General features: G+C 71.9%; 12 protein-coding genes. 3 read left to right on the plus strand and 9 right to left on the minus strand.

Going from position 1 to position 14,671, the window contains the following annotated elements; translation table 11 throughout:
• Positions 1-21: 21 nt before the first annotated feature.
• From ACIBK4_RS49250 to rimP, 9 genes are all read right to left on the minus strand, one after another.
• Positions 22-1,017 (minus strand): bifunctional riboflavin kinase/FAD synthetase, encoded by a 996-nt coding sequence (locus ACIBK4_RS49250; RefSeq protein ID WP_399006507.1) that lies wholly within the window; start codon positions 1,015-1,017, stop codon positions 22-24.
• 139 nt (positions 1,018-1,156) lie between these two features.
• Positions 1,157-4,984, minus strand: a complete 3,828-nt coding sequence (locus ACIBK4_RS49255; protein ID WP_399006509.1) for a trypsin-like peptidase domain-containing protein — start codon at positions 4,982-4,984, stop codon at positions 1,157-1,159.
• A gap of 267 nt (positions 4,985-5,251) precedes the next feature.
• A complete protein-coding gene (gene truB / locus ACIBK4_RS49260) occupies positions 5,252-6,157 on the minus strand; it encodes a tRNA pseudouridine(55) synthase TruB (protein WP_399006511.1) in 906 nt (301 codons plus the stop codon).
• Positions 6,154-6,603, minus strand: coding sequence for a 30S ribosome-binding factor RbfA (gene rbfA, locus ACIBK4_RS49265; RefSeq protein ID WP_043683505.1), 450 nt, complete (start codon positions 6,601-6,603; stop codon positions 6,154-6,156). The genes truB and rbfA overlap by 4 nt, the downstream gene beginning before the upstream one ends.
• An 86-nt stretch (positions 6,604-6,689) precedes the next feature.
• On the minus strand, positions 6,690-6,983 hold the full coding sequence (locus ACIBK4_RS49270) for a DUF503 domain-containing protein (RefSeq protein WP_399006514.1): 294 nt from the start codon (positions 6,981-6,983) through the stop codon (positions 6,690-6,692).
• Between the two features lie 136 nt (positions 6,984-7,119).
• Complete coding sequence (gene infB / locus ACIBK4_RS49275) at positions 7,120-10,308, minus strand: translation initiation factor IF-2 (RefSeq protein WP_399006515.1); 3,189 nt, start codon at positions 10,306-10,308, stop codon at positions 7,120-7,122.
• Positions 10,309-10,454: 146 nt separating this feature from the next.
• The gene (locus ACIBK4_RS49280; protein ID WP_200714795.1) at positions 10,455-10,733 is read right to left on the minus strand and encodes a YlxR family protein; all 279 of its coding nucleotides are present in this window, start codon (positions 10,731-10,733) and stop codon (positions 10,455-10,457) included.
• A gap of 90 nt (positions 10,734-10,823) precedes the next feature.
• Positions 10,824-11,822, minus strand: coding sequence for a transcription termination factor NusA (gene nusA, locus ACIBK4_RS49285; protein WP_366436953.1), 999 nt, complete (start codon positions 11,820-11,822; stop codon positions 10,824-10,826).
• A gap of 2 nt (positions 11,823-11,824) precedes the next feature.
• The gene (gene rimP / locus ACIBK4_RS49290; protein ID WP_399006518.1) at positions 11,825-12,364 is read right to left on the minus strand and encodes a ribosome maturation factor RimP; all 540 of its coding nucleotides are present in this window, start codon (positions 12,362-12,364) and stop codon (positions 11,825-11,827) included.
• 308 nt (positions 12,365-12,672) lie between these two features.
• Here rimP and ACIBK4_RS49295 point away from each other — a divergent pair, with 308 nt between their 5' ends.
• The 3 genes from ACIBK4_RS49295 to ACIBK4_RS49305 are packed head-to-tail and all read left to right on the plus strand — an operon-like array spanning position 12,673 to position 14,603.
• Entirely contained in the window at positions 12,673-13,191 is a 519-nt protein-coding gene (locus tag ACIBK4_RS49295) for a hypothetical protein (RefSeq protein ID WP_399006520.1), read from the plus strand.
• Complete coding sequence (locus tag ACIBK4_RS49300) at positions 13,188-13,652, plus strand: ferritin-like domain-containing protein (protein ID WP_399006522.1); 465 nt, start codon at positions 13,188-13,190, stop codon at positions 13,650-13,652. The genes ACIBK4_RS49295 and ACIBK4_RS49300 overlap by 4 nt, the downstream gene beginning before the upstream one ends.
• A gap of 51 nt (positions 13,653-13,703) precedes the next feature.
• Positions 13,704-14,603 carry an aminoglycoside phosphotransferase family protein gene (locus ACIBK4_RS49305; RefSeq protein ID WP_399006524.1) on the plus strand — a complete coding sequence of 300 codons (900 nt, stop codon included), beginning with the start codon at positions 13,704-13,706 and terminating at the stop codon, positions 14,601-14,603.
• Positions 14,604-14,671: the final 68 nt, after the last annotated feature.

Here is a 14,671-nt window from a genome sequence, read left to right on the forward strand (position 1 = left end):
AAAAAACAGGAACGAGAACAGTTATCCGGCGTCCCCGCCGCTGCCCGTGTCGCCCGTGTCGCCCTCGTCGCCCGTGTCCGCCGAGATCAGTTCCCGGCAGCGCTTCACGTCCTGGGCGATCTGCTCCAGCAGGCCCTCCAGCGACTCGAACTTCGCCTGGCCGCGCACGAAGGCGAGGAAGTCGACGGCGACGTGCAGGCCGTACAGGTCAAGGCCGACGCGGTCGATCGCGTACGCCTCGACCGTGCGCTCGGTGCCGTCGAACTGCGGGTTCGTGCCGACGGAGATCGCGGCCGGCATGGCCTCTCCCTCGACGTGGAGGTAACCGGCGTAGACGCCGTCCGCCGGGATCGCCGTGTGGGGCAGGGTCTCGACGTTGGCCGTCGGGAAGCCCATTTCGCGACCGCGCTGGGCGCCGCGCACCACGACGCCCTCCACCCGGTGCGGGCGGCCGAGAATCTCGCGGGCGCCCTCGACGTCGCCCTCGGCGACCAGGCGCCTGGTCAGTGTGGAGGAGAAGGGCTCGCCACCGCCCGCCGCACCGCTCACGTAAAGATCCACCACCTCTACCTCGAAGTCGTATGTCCGGCCCTGCTCGATCAGGAAGGCCACATTGCCCGCGGCCTTGTGGCCGAAGCGGAAGTTGGGGCCCTCGACGACCGCCTTCGCGTGCAGCTTGTCCACCAGGACCTTGACCACGAAGTCGGCCGGGGACAGCTTGGAGAACTCTTTGGTGAACGGCAGGATCAGCGCCGCGTCGACCCCCAGCTCGGCCATCAGTTCGGCTCGGCGGTGGTGCGGGGCGAGCAGCGGCGGGTGGCTGCCGGGGCGCACGACCTCGCTGGGGTGCGGGTCGAAGGTGACGACGACGGAGGGAACGCCCAGCTCACGGGCGCGTTCCACGGCATGCCGGATGATCAGCTGGTGCCCGCGGTGGACCCCGTCGTAAGAACCGATGGTGACGACGCTGCGCCCCCAGTCCTCAGGGATGTCCTCCAAGCCACGCCAGCGCTGCACTGTGACCGCTCCTCATCGAACCCGTGTCCGTATGTAGACCTGTGTCGTTGACCTCTTACGCAGGTCTAAGGGTGCCATGCCGGGGGCTTGCGACCCGCATCGGCATGGAGGCTGTGACCGGGCGCACGTACGAAGTCCGCTATGCGGGGACCCCCACCCCGGCCAGGTTCTCGATCATGCGCCGGGTGCCGGGTCCGACCACCGCCGCCCAGTCCTCCGGGGTGTCGGCCAGCCAGCGGGCCATCAGGGCGGCGAAGCCGGGCACGTGGCGGCCCAGGTCGACGAGGCCGCGGTCGAAACGGGTCGCGCCCGCGGGGGTACGGACGAGCAGCCGGCCGGTGCGGTGGACGAGGTCGCGGATCTCGTCGTCGTCACGGCGTCCTGCCGTGTGCAGGAGTGCGTCCAGTACGGCGGGGTCGTGCTCGTGCGCGAGCAGGAACTCCAGGAGTTCGCGGCGCAGGGGGCGCGAGGCGGGGGTGCCGGGGGCGGGGAGCACGGCCGCGAGGGCGGTCCGCGCCGACGCCGGGCCGCCGTCGAGGAGGCCGGTGACCAGGGGGAACAGGATCGCCCGGGTGGCGGGTCCGTGGTCGAGGCACCGGTCGACGTAGACGCCGAGGTACGCGGCCGTCTCCGGCCACCGTACGGCGGTCTCGCGGACCAGGGCGGCGGCCCGGCGGGCGAGGGACGGGGTCGCCACGTCGGCGAGCGTGCGGACCGCCTCGCCCGCGTGCGGTCCGTGCAGCCGGGCGCGGAAGGCTTCGAGGACCGGTTCGGGGTGGGTGGTCAGGGCCGCGGCCAGTGCGCTCGGCGGGAATTGGGGGTCGCCGGACGCGAAGTGCCGTAGTGCCTGCGGGAGATGGCGGGCGCGGGTGCGCGGATCGCGGACGAGGAGCGCGAGCGCGCCGCCGTGCAGGGTGGAGTCGGCGGGGCGGGCGAGGAGGAACTGGGCCGCATAGCGCAGGAGTTCACGGTCCGCCTCGGTCCGTACGTGCGGAGCGGCCCGCAGTCCGTACGCCACCGCCGCCACCCTGCGCCCCGGCCGCTCGTCGTGCGCCCACCGGTCCACGGCCCGGCACACCGCCGAGGGTTCCTCCTCGGCCAGCACGCCGAGAAGCTCATCGGCCCGCCCGTGCGCACACCCGACGAGCACCTCCGTCAGATCGTCCAACGCCCCCCGCCGATGCGTGTGCAACAACGCCTGCGCGGCCGTCGCCACGGTCGCCTCCGGCGTCGCGGGCAACGGCCGCTCGTCGTCGAACCACCGGGTCAGCAGCGGCTGTACGGCGGTGGGGTCGGCGGCGAGCAACTCGGCGGCGGCGTCCAGGAATCGGGACGGTCCGCCGTCCTGCGGGGCGCCGTCGGCGAACACGAGCCGGCGCAGCAACTCGAACCGCTCGGCGTGGGGCAGGCGCAGCGCGGTCCAGAACTCGGGCGCGAACTCCTTTGGTACGGCCGCCTGTTGATGCCTCTTGCCCACCAACTGGTCGGCCAGCAGCCGCATTGCATTGCCGTACGGCGTCGCGTCGGGCACCCGGAGCAACACCTCGGCGAGCAGGTGCGCGGCCCACCAGGAGTCCGGGTCGGCGTCCAGGGCCTCCGCCAACTCCTCCAGTCGTACGGCCAGTTGATGGGTGCCGTGTTGCCGGGCGAGGAGGAGCAGGGCCTGCACGACGGGGCCGATGCGGTGATGGGGTACGGGGAGTGGATGCCCGGTCCGTGGCGTCCTGGGCCGGTGGACCAGCGCCCGTAGGGCCTCGTCGAGGTCGAGGTGGGTGCCCTGGATCCAGTCCGCCAACTCCTCGTGGGCGAACCGGTATCCGGTACCGGCCGGCACGAGCAGGCCCTCGGTGAGTACGGCGGACGCCCACCCGGTACCACCGCCGAGCCGTGCCGGTGCGGGTCCCCACGGGAACACCGCCTCGAACGACTCCCGGTCCAACTCCCCCTGCCCCGGCCCGAGGCTGCGCCGCGCCGCCTCGTGGACCTGCCCTGACACCTTCGCCGCGAGGCGCCTCACGGCGGTGCCGCGCAGGCCGTTCTCCGCGGCGAGGCGGACGGCGATGCGGAGGCACATGAGGTCGAGGTAGGCGGAGAACACGTCGTCGGGGTGGAGTTGGGCACCCGGGGTGGCGGGCAGCGCGGCGAGCACCTCGGAGAGGAGCCGGAGGGTGAGGGGGTGCCCAGCGTCGGCGTCGGCGAGGACGCCCTCGGGAACGCCGTACGCTGCGCGGGCCCGGCGTGCTTCCTCCGGCCGCAGGTCTCCAAGCTGAACGCAAGCCGGCAGCACCGTCCCGGGGGCTGCGCCCCCAGACCCCCCATCGGCCTGAACGGCCTCGCCCTCAAACGCCGGACGGGCTGAGTTGTGCGGGCCCGCATCGAGAGGCCCGGGCGTCCCGAAGCGAGGCGGACCGGCGTCGTCAGGCGCGGGCGCCCCAGACCGAGGCGAACCGCCGTCGCTGGATGCCCGCACCCCGAAATCACCCGAACCGACATCGTCACGCGCCGACGCAGACACCCCACCCCGAGCCGACCCCGCTCCAGACGTACCCCCGCCGTACAACAACTCCCCCGAAAACCCCGCCCCTTCCCAATACTCCGCCCGGCACCCCACCACCAACCGCGCCCCACTCTCCCGCAACCACTCCCCCGTCCCCCGAGTCCACTCCCCCAACCGATGCGCCAGCACCGGCGGCATCTCCTCAGGCCCGTCGAGCAGCAACAGCAAGGGCCGCCCGGCGTCCCGGGCAACCCGCGCCAGCCGCTCGGGGCCCACGTCACCGAGGTCACCGGAGCTCCCCGGCAGCGAGACCGACGCCGCGACGATCCGTGCCGCCCGTTCCACCGCCCTGCGGACCGCGTCCGCCACCGAAGCATCGCCGTCCCGCAGGTCGGCGCCGCGCAGCCACAGCGTGGGAGCCGGTTCGGCACCCCCGTTGCGCCGTGCGGCGAGCGCCGCGAGTTCCGTCGTACGGCCGCTGCCCGGTGGCCCGACGAGGCCGAGCACGGCGGCCGGGCTGTCGACGAACGCGGTGAACTCCCTTACCAGCGACGGGCGTTCGACCGGCTTCACCGCACCACAACCGTCGCCGTCGCGCCCCGGACCGACGAACCCCGCCAGTGCCCCCGGCGGTCCGTCCGACCCCACCGACGTGGCCGTCAGTTCCAGAACACCCGCCAGATTGAGGTCCGCGCCGTACGCGGGTACCGTCGCCGAGTTCCGTGCGAGGAGGTCGTCCAACGGGGCCCGGAAGGCGGCCGACGAGCCCTGAGCAAGCCCCAACAGCCGTTCCTCACCCCGCACTTGGCGTAGCGGTACCGCGAAACCCGTGTCCCGTTGCCCGGACTGCAACGCCGTGCCGAGGACGCCGATCACCGCGCCGGTCACCGCGTCGAGGACCGGGCCCCCGGCCGCTCCCCCGCCCAGCCGCAACGCGTCCCGCCCCGCCGTGCCGATCGCCAACTCCAGGGCGTCGTCGAGGAGATGGAAGCGGTCGGTGGCCGTGTAGGTCACGGAGGTCGCACCCAGGAGGCGGGCCTCGCGCCAGCGGCCCGCGGCGATGCGGACGTAGGTGCCGGTCTCCACGCGGTCCCGGACCGTGATGGGGAGCGGGTCCACGCCGAGGCCCTCGGTGCGGACCAGGGCCAGGTCCAGGGCCGGTAGGGGGGTCACCGCGTCCGCCGTCACCAGGCAGGTGCGGTCGCCGGTGGCGTGCAGGAGCAGGCGGGGCAGGCCGTCGACCGCCTCGTGGCTGGTGATGACCGTGCCGTGGTGGTCGGCGACGAAGCCGGTCCCTCGCGGGCGTCCGGCGAGGTCGCGGATGCGTACCAGGGACTCGTCGTCGGAAGCGGCGGGCGCGGCGCCCGTCCCGTCGCCGACCGGCGATGCGGTGCCCCGCGTCGACCGCTCGCCCCGCGTCTCGTCCCGCGTCCGACGGGCGCCGCCCGTCCGCGGGCCACGTCCCGCCATGGTCGAACCTCCCCGCCGTACCCGTGCCCTGTGTTCGACGGTAGGCGTGGCGTGATCAGCGGGACAGATCGCGTGGTGAACGCGCCCCCTTCCGCTCCCTCGGTTCACTCCGAGCGCCTGCCCGGACGGGTGAATAGAAGCGGAGGGTTGGATACACCCTAGGGGTGGGGGAACCGAGGGGGGACCGTGGAGCGGCGGGAACGTAGACCCCGTGACCGCCGCTCCACGGGCGGGAGTTGAGACTCCGGCCCGCCCGGGGAGCGTCTCTCAGGCGAAGACGGCGAGGCTCTTGGCCTTGCCCTTCTGTTCCTCCACGAGCGCCAGGAAGCGGCCCTCGGGGTCGAAGACGCCGACCGCGCCGACGCCCGTGTACTCCTCGGGGATGTCCAGGCGGACGCCGTTGAGCAGCAGCTTCGCCCGTCGGGTGTCCACGGACCAGCGCGGGAACGCGGCCTCGGCCGCCTCCGCGATCGGCATCACGGTCAGCTCTTCCTGGAGCTGCTCCAGGCTCTTGGCCGTGTCCAGCTTGTACGGCCCGACGCGGGTGCGGCGGAGGGCCGTGAGGTGGCCGCCGACGCCCAGGTCCTCGCCCAGGTCGCGGGCCAGGGCCCGGATGTAGGTGCCGGACGAGCAGACCACCGAGACCACCAGGTCCAGGACGGGGGTGCCGTCCTCGGCGACGGCGTCCCGGACGTCGTAGACCGTGAAGGAGGAGATGGTGACGGGGCGGGCGGGGATCTCGAAGTCCTCGCCGTCGCGGGCCCGCTTGTACGAGCGGACGCCGTCGATCTTGATGGCGCTGACCTTGGACGGGACCTGCATGATCTGGCCGCTGAGCTTGGCGATCCCGGCGTCGACGGCGTCCCGGGTGACCTTCGAGGCGTCTGTCGACCCCGTGATCTCGCCCTCTGCGTCGTCGGTCAGGGTGCTCTGGCCCAGGCGGATCGTGCCCAGGTACTCCTTCTCCGTCAGCGCCAGGTGTCCCAGGAGCTTTGTCGCCTTCTCGACTCCCAGGACGAGTACGCCCGTGGCCATGGGGTCGAGGGTGCCTGCGTGCCCGACGCGGCGGGTGCGGGCGATGCCGCGCATCTTGGCGACCACGTCGTGCGAGGTGAAGCCCGACGGCTTGTCCACGATGACAAGGCCGTCGGGCGTCCGGGTTTTCTCGGTCATTCGGAGGCGTCGTCCTCGTCGTCCTCGCCGGGCTTCTTGTACGGGTCGGCGTCGCCCGCGTAGGCGGCGCCGGCCGAGACCTCGCGGACCTTCTCGTCGGACTGCCGTGCCTTGTCGAGGAGGTCCTCGATGGTCTTGGCGGTGTCCGGGAGGGCGTCCGCGACGAAGGTGAGGGTCGGGGTGAACTTCACGCCGGCCGCCGCGCCCACGGCGGAACGCAGAACGCCCCGGGCGCTCTCCAGACCGGCCGCCGCCTCGGCTCGCACCTCGTCGTCGCCGTACACCGTGTAGAAGACGGTCGCCTCCCGCAGGTCACCCGTGACGCGGGTGTCCGTGATGGTGACGTGGGTGCCGAGCCGGGGGTCCTTGATGCCGCGCTGCAGCTTCTGGGCCACCACCTCTCGGATGAGGTCCGCCAGCCTCTTGGCACGCGCGTTGTCGGCCACTGGTCCGTCTCCTTAGTAACTACGTCGTGCTGCAACTACGTCTTGCCGCTTGCTTCGCTCTTCGTCCGGCTTCGGTCTCTCCGGCTTCAGTCTTCGTCGCTGTGGAGTCTGCGTCGAACGGAGACCAGTTCCACCTCGGGCCGCGCGGCGACGAGTCGCTCGCAGCGGTCCAGTACGTCCGTGAGGTGTCCCGTGTCCCCGGAGACCACCGCGAGCCCGATCTCGGCCCTGCGGTGGAGGTCCTGGCTGCCCGTCTCGGCCGCGCTCACCGCGTACTTGCGCTGGAGTTCGGCCACGATCGGACGGACGAGAGAGCGTTTCTCCTTCAGCGAGTGGACGTCGCCGAGGAGCAGGTCGAAGGACAGAGTCCCCACGTACATGTGTGTCCGGATGTCCCGCCGGTTCGGGGTATGGGCGCCGGTCTCGGACGCCGATACAGGAACCGTACACGCAACGGCCGGGGCCGATCGACGGAAATTCTCTCCGCCGACCGGCCCCGATCGCGTGCTGTGTCGATCAGCCGCGAGGCTTCTCGCGCATCTCGTACGTCGCGATGACGTCGTCGACCTTGATGTCGTTGAAGTTGCCGAGGTTGATACCGCCCTCGAACCCTTCGCGGATCTCGGTGACGTCGTCCTTGAAGCGACGCAGACCGGAGATGGTGAGGCTCTCCGCGATGACCTTGCCGTCGCGGACGAGGCGCGCCTTGGTGTTGCGCTTGACCTCGCCCGAGCGGACCAGGACACCGGCGATGTTGCCCAGCTTGGACGACTTGAAGACCTCGCGGATCTCCGCCGTGCCGAGCTCGACCTCCTCGTACTCCGGCTTGAGCATGCCCTTCAGGGCCGCCTCGATCTCCTCGATGGCCTGGTAGATCACCGAGTAGTACCGGACGTCGACGCCCTCGCGCTCCGCCATCTGCGCCGCGCGGCCCGCAGCGCGGACGTTGAAGCCGATGACGATCGCGTCGGAGCCGGTCGCCAGGTCGATGTCCGACTCGGTGACCGCACCCACGCCGCGGTGCAGGACGCGGATGTCGACCTCGTCGCCGACGTCGAGCTGGAGCAGCGAGGACTCGAGAGCCTCCACCGAACCGGACGCGTCGCCCTTGATGATGAGGTTGAGTTCCTGCACCAGACCGGCCTTGAGGGCCTCGTCCAGGTTCTCCAGGGAGAACCGGACTCCGCGCCGGGCGAAGTTGGCGTTGCGCTCGCGCGCCGCGCGCTTCTCGGCGATCTGACGTGCCGTGCGGTCCTCGTCGACGACGAGGAAGTTGTCGCCGGCGCCCGGGACGTTGGTGAGACCGAGGACGAGGACCGGGGTCGAGGGACCCGCCTCTTCCACGTTGTCGCCCTTGTCGTCGAGCATCGCGCGGACACGGCCGTAGGCGTCGCCGACCACCATGGTGTCGCCGACCCGCAGGGTGCCGCGCTGGACCAGGACGGTCGCGACGGCGCCGCGGCCACGGTCCAGGTGGGACTCGATCGCGATGCCCTGCGCGTCCTGCTCCGGGTTGGCCCGCAGGTCGAGCGAGGCGTCCGCGGTGAGGACCACGGCCTCCAGCAGGGCGTCGATGTTCAGGCCCTGCTTGGCGGAGATGTCGACGAACATGGTGTCGCCGCCGTACTCCTCGGCCACCAGCCCGAACTCGGTGAGCTGACCGCGCACCTTGGTCGGGTCGGCGCCCTCGACGTCGATCTTGTTGACCGCGACCACGATCGGCACGTCGGCCGCCTTGGCGTGGTTCAACGCCTCGATCGTCTGGGGCATCACACCGTCGTTGGCCGCCACCACGAGGATCGCGATGTCGGTCGACTTGGCACCGCGGGCACGCATGGCGGTGAACGCCTCGTGACCCGGGGTGTCGATGAAGGTGATCTTGCGCTCTTCGTCGTTGACCTCGGTGGTGACCTGGTACGCGCCGATGTGCTGCGTGATACCGCCGGCCTCGCCCGCGACGACGTTCGTCTTGCGGATGGTGTCGAGGAGTCGGGTCTTACCGTGGTCGACGTGACCCATGACGGTCACGACCGGCGGACGCGCGACGAGGAACTCCTCGCCACCCTCGTCCTCGCCGAACTCGATGTCGAAGGACTCGAGCAGCTCGCGGTCCTCCTCCTCGGGGCTGACGATCTCGAGGACGAAGTTCATCTCGTCCGCGAGGAGCTTCAGCGTCTCGTCGGAGACGGACTGCGTGGCAGTGACCATCTCGCCGAGGTTCATCATCACGCCGACGAGCGACGCCGGGTTGGCGTTGATCTTCTCGGCGAAGTCGGTGAGGGACGCACCACGCGACAGACGGACGGACTGTCCGTTGCCACGAGGCAGCATCACACCGCCGACCGACGGGGCCTGCATGGCCTCGTACTCCTGGCGCCTCTGCCGCTTCGACTTGCGGCCACGACGCGCGGGACCACCGGGACGGCCGAAGGCGCCCTGTGTGCCACCGCGGCCACCCGGACCACCGGGACGACCACCGAAGCCGGGACGGCCACCGCCACCACCGGCGGGAGCACCCGGACGGCCGGCGAAACCGCCGCCACCGCCACCGGGACCCGCGGGACGACCGGCGAAACCGCCACCGCCGCCACCCGGACGACCGGCGAAGCCGCCGCCGCCACCGGGACGACCGCCGCCGCCACCGGGACCGCCGGGACGACCGCCGCCACCACCGGGACCACGGCCACCGGGGCCGCCACCGGGACGGGGGCTACCCGCAGCGGGACGCTGCGGCATCATGCCGGGGTTCGGACGGTTGCCACCGGGGCCGCCGCCGGGACGCGGAGCGCCGCCCTGCGGGCGGGGCATGCCGCCCGGGGACGGACGCGCGCCGCCGGGAGCACCCGGACGGGCACCGCCCGCAGCACCCTGGGGACGGGGACCGCCCTGACCGGCACCCTGCGGACGCGGAGCGCCACCGGGAGCACCGCCCGGACGGTCCTGACCGCCGGGCCGCGGAGCACCGGGACGAGGGGCCCCGGGACGCGCCATGCCGGTGGAACCACCGGAGGTGAACGGGTTGTTGCCCGGACGGGGACCGGCCGGACGAGCACCGGGACGCGCGCCCTGACCGGCCGGACGCGGAGCGCCGGGACGGTCGCCGCGGTCACTGCGCTCGGGACGGTCGCCACGACCCTGACCACCCTGGCCGGGACCGGCCGGACGGGCACCGCCCGGACGGGGAGCCTGGCTCGCCGGACGCGGGGCGCCCGGACGCGGGGCAGAACTGGAACCACCCGTGGAAGCGGGCGCGGCCGGAGCCGCGGGAGCCGCCGGGGGGGCGGTGAACTCGGGCGCGGTCGGCGCCGGCGAGGCCGGAGCGGGCCGCGGCGCGGGCCTCGGGCCCGGACGGGGACCACCGGTGGACGCCGGTGCGGCGGGCGCGGCCGGGGCTGCGGGAGCCGCGGGGGCGCTCTCGGCGACGGCCGGCTTCGGGGCCGGCGGGCGCGGGGCGGCAGGACCCGGACGGGCACCCTGCGCCGGAGAGGGGGCACCCGGACGAGCCGGGGCAGCCTTGCGTGCGGGGGCGGGCTTGCCGCCTCCGTTGCCCTGCTGGAGGGCGTCTGTCAGCTTGCGTACAACGGGCGCCTCGATCGTCGAGGACGCCGAACGGACAAATTCACCGAGTTCTTGGAGCTTGGCCATGACGACCTTGCTCTCCACCCCGAACTCCTTGGCGAGTTCGTATACCCGGACCTTAGCCACTTCGCTCCTTTTAGGTCCGGGTGCGTCCGGACCGTCGCTACTTCATGGGCGTACTCATCGCGTGCTCATCGAGTGCTCATCGCAATCTCGACCTACTTCCAACTCGCGGAATACCGGGCCGCACGGAGGTTCCGTACGACTCGCTCTTACGGTGTTGCCTGCTCGACGGAGAGGCGCAACGCCTTGGTGTCGAGCGTTCCCTGGGCACGCAGCGCCCGTGGGAACGCCCGGCGGCGGACCGCCAGGTCGAGACAGACCAGGGCGGGGTGCAGATACGCACCCCGGCCGGGCAGCGTACCGCGATGATCGGGGACGCATTCGCCCTCGACCGCCACGATCCGCAGCAGTTCCTTCTTGGCCGCTCGCTCCCGGCACCCCACACAGGTGCGCTCAGGGCATGCGCGGGCTCGCGTCCGGCCAGACACTGCTAAGTCTACCTCCCCGCACCGACCTCACCCCTTCGGGGGAAGAATCGAACGGTTGTTGTCGTGATCTAAGCCACTCGCGGCCGAGATCTATTCCCCGCCCTGGTCGGACGGCTGTTCGGTGTCCGGACGGATGTCGATCCGCCACCCCGTGAGGCGGGCCGCAAGCCGGGCATTCTGCCCTTCCTTGCCGATCGCCAGGGACAGCTGGTAGTCCGGCACCGTCACGCGCGCGGAGCGGGCCGCGAGGTCCACCACCTCGACCTTGGAGACCCGCGCCGGGGAGAGCGCGTTGGCGACCATCTCGGCCGGGTCGTCCGACCAGTCGACGATGTCGATCTTCTCGCCGCTCAGCTCGCCCATCACCGCGCGCACCCGGCCGCCCATGGGGCCGATGCAGGCGCCCTTGGCGTTCAGACCGCTGCGGGTGGAACGGACGGCGATCTTCGTACGGTGGCCGGCCTCGCGGGCGATGGCGGCGATCTCCACCGACCCGTCGGCGATCTCCGGCACCTCCATGGCGAACAGCTTCTTCACCAGATTGGGATGCGTACGGGACAGCGTCACGGACGGACCGCGCACACCCTTCGCCACCCGGACGACGTACGACCTCAGGCGCAGGCCGTGCGGGTACGTCTCGCCGGGGACCTGCTCCTGCACCGGCAGGATGGCCTCCAGCTTGCCGATGTCGACGAGCACGTTCTTCGGGTCGCGGCCCTGCTGGACCACTCCGGTGACGATGTCGCCCTCGCGGCCCGCGTACTCGCCGAGCGTCGCGTCGTCCTCGGCGTCGCGCAGCCGCTGCAGGATGACCTGCTTGGCGGTGGTGGCGGCGATCCGGCCGAAGTCGGACGGGGTGTCGTCGAACTCGCGCGCCTCCTGCCCCTCCTCCAGGTCCTCGGGGTCCTCCTTCGCCCACACCGTCACGTGGCCGGTCTCCCGGTTGAGCTCCACGCGCGCGTGGCGGCGGCTCCCGTCCGTGCGGTGATAGGCGATGAGGAGGGCCGACTCGATCGCCTCGACCAACAGGCTGAAGGAGATCTCCTTCTCCCGCACCAAGCCCCGCAGGGCACTCATGTCGATGTCCACGGCTACGCCTCCTCTGCGTTCTCTTCGTTGTCTTCGATGTCGTTGTCCGCGATGTCGTCGTTCTTGTTCTTGCGGTTGAACTCGACCTGGACGCGGGCCTTGACGACGTCCGTGAAGGCGAGCCGCTTGGCGGTGGGCTTGCGCCCCTTCACGCCGGGCACTTCCACGTCGATGCCGTCGTCGTCCACCGTGATGATCCGGGCGACCAGCTCACCGCTCTCGGCCAGCTGGAACTTCACCAGCCGGTCGGTGGCGCGTACGTAGTGACGGTGCTCGGTGAGCTCGCGCTCGGCACCGGGGGTCCCGACTTCCAGGGTGTACTCGCCGGCGCCCATCGCGTCGGTCTCGTCGAGCTTCGCCGAGAGCGCGCGGCTCACATCGGCGATCTGGTCCAGATCGGCACCGGAATCGGAATCGACGACCACGCGCAGCACCCGCTTGCGTCCTACGGAGTCCACCGCGACCTCTTCGAGATCGAGTCCCTGGGAGCCGACGAGCGGTTCCAGCAGTTCTCGCAGCCTCTCGCTCTGGGTCGTGCTCATCCGGGTGACTCCTCGGCCGCGTGTGCTGTTGTGGGTAGGGCGCGTGTCTGGTCAAAGGGTATCCGGTCCTGAGGTGTGTTGCCGTCCACGTGCGCCTCCGGCGGTGGAGCGGGGCGCCTTTGGGCTCGGGGGGCTGCGGTGGTCGGGCGAGTGCGGGTCCGTGGGGGCTTGTCGCGCAGTTCCTCGCGCCCCTTGGGTAGGCGTACGAGCCGGTGACATACGTCGGAGGCTTGCGCGGGTACCGTGATCACGGGCCGCGCCGCCCTTCCCGCCTTTTCGTTCGTACGAGCCCCCGAGGACGATCTGCCGTGCCGTTCCCCCCACCCTCGCGCACCCTCCCGGGACCGCGTAGACGGAGCCTGCTCGTCTCGGCCGCCGGTGCCGCTCTCCTGGTGGGCTGTTCCACCGACGGCGACGACTCCGGGACCACGGGCGGCAGCGGGTCCGCCGCCGAACACGCACGCGCGCGTGCGGCCGCCGACAGCGAGACCCTTCTCCGGCACTACGACGCGGTCCTCGCCGCCCACCCGACCCTGGCACCCCGTCTGGACCCGCTCCGGGCGGAGGTCGTCCGCCACACGACGGCCTTCGGCGGCACCGGCTCAACACCGTCCGCCACGGCCACCGCCTCACCGTCGGCCTCTGCTCCGGCCGTACCCGCGACCGCGAGCGACGCCCTCGCCGGGCTGGCCGCCGCCGAGCGGGGTCTCGCCGACCGGCGGGCCAAGGCGCTGCTCGATCTGCCCGGCGAACTGGCCCGGCTGCTGGCCTCGGTGGCCGCCGCCGGGGCAGCACACGCGTATCTGCTGACGGAGGATGCCCAGTGAGCGAGGAGAAGGCCGCGGAACTGACCGCGCTGCAGGCCGCGTTGGCCGCCGAGCACGCGGCGGTGTACGGCTACGGCGTCGTCGGCGGCCGCATCCGCGAGGGCCGGCGACAGGAGGCGAAGGCGGCCTACGACGCCCACCGCGCCCGGCGCGACGCGCTGGCCCGCGAGGTGCGGGATCTGGGCGGCACCCCCGTCGCCGCGTCCGCCGCGTACGCGCTGCCGTTCCCGGTACCGGACTCGGCGGCGGCCGTGGAACTCGCCGCGGAGCTGGAGGACCGGGTGGCCGGGGTCTATTCCGACCTGGTGCGGGCGGCGACGGGCGGGGTGCGCGGTACGGCCGCGGAGGCGCTGCGCGAAGCGGCGGTCCGCGCGGTGCGCTGGCGCGGCGGGAGCGTACCCTTCCCTGGTCTCGCCGAGCGGGCCGCGACCCCCACGGCCTCGGCGACACCCACGGCGTGATCCGCACCGGGACGCAACACCGCAGGACCGTAGGAAGGGAACAACTCGCGCATGGCTTTCGAACCGCCGCCGCGTCTGGTGAAGGCGCTCGGGGAGACGGCACCGAGCGGTGACGACTGGTTGGAGAAGCTGCCCGAGGTGGCCCGACAGGCCGTCGATCTACGCGAGTTGACCGTTGAGCGGGTGCAGGTTCCCGGTGGGCGCAGCAGTCTGGTTGTGCTGGTGCGGCGGGGCGACGGGACCCCGGCCGTGCTGAAACTGGCCCCGCGTCGGGCCCGCCCGGAGAGCGAGCGGGCGGCGCTCGCCCGCTGGGGTGGGCTGGGTGCCGTGCAGCTCGTCGAACCGTTCGCCGCCGAGGGTGTGCTCGTGCTGGAGCGGTTGCATCCCGATGTGTCGGTGCGGTCGTTGCCCGAGGCGAAGGCGTTGCTGGAGGCTGCGGGGACGTTGCGGCGGTTGTGGGTGGAGCCGCCTGGTGATCACGCGTTTGAGACGGTGGCCGAGCGGACGGGGCGGCAGGCTCAGGTCATGCGGGGCGGTGGCGGTGGCGGGGCCGAGGTGGATGCGTTGGTCTCGGCCGCGTTGGAGGCTCGGGAGGCGTTGTTGGTTGCGCCGCCTGAGGTTCGGTTGCTGCATGGGACGTTTCGGCAGAGCAAGGTGCTTTCAGCGGAGCGGGTGCCGTGGCTTGCCGTGGGGCCGGATCCGGTCGTTGGTGAGTGTGCGTTTGATCTGGCTCGGTTGGTTCGGGATCGGGTGGAGGATCTGATTGCTACGCCGTCGGGGGCGTCCACAACTCGGCGGCGGATCAAGCGACTTGCCGAGTCTTTGGATGTTGATCAGGAGCGGTTGCGGGGGTGGACGTTGTTTCGGGCTGTGGAGTCCGGGGTGCGGGCACTGCGCGTGGGGCGGCCTCGGGATGCTGAGTTGTTGCTGGAATTTGCCGGGTGGCTTTAGGTCGTGTGTTTTCTGCGGGTGCGTGGGGGCTGGTCGCGCAGTTCCCCGCGCCCCTAAAAAAACCACCC

This window comes from Streptomyces sp. NPDC050528 (assembly GCF_044457795.1).
GTDB lineage: Bacteria > Actinomycetota > Actinomycetes > Streptomycetales > Streptomycetaceae > Streptomyces.

Excerpts from the sequence above, each read along its gene's own strand:
- ACIBK4_RS49305 (WP_399006524.1), top strand. The coding sequence starts at position 13,704 with ATGGCTTTCGAACCGCCGCCGCGTCTGGTGAAGGCGCTCGGGGAGACG.
- ACIBK4_RS49255 (WP_399006509.1), bottom strand. The coding sequence starts at position 4,984 with ATGGCGGGACGTGGCCCGCGGACGGGCGGCGCCCGTCGGACGCGGGAC.
- rimP (WP_399006518.1), bottom strand. The coding sequence starts at position 12,364 with ATGAGCACGACCCAGAGCGAGAGGCTGCGAGAACTGCTGGAACCGCTC.
- truB (WP_399006511.1), bottom strand. The coding sequence starts at position 6,157 with ATGACCGAGAAAACCCGGACGCCCGACGGCCTTGTCATCGTGGACAAG.
- ACIBK4_RS49270 (WP_399006514.1), bottom strand. The coding sequence starts at position 6,983 with ATGTACGTGGGGACTCTGTCCTTCGACCTGCTCCTCGGCGACGTCCAC.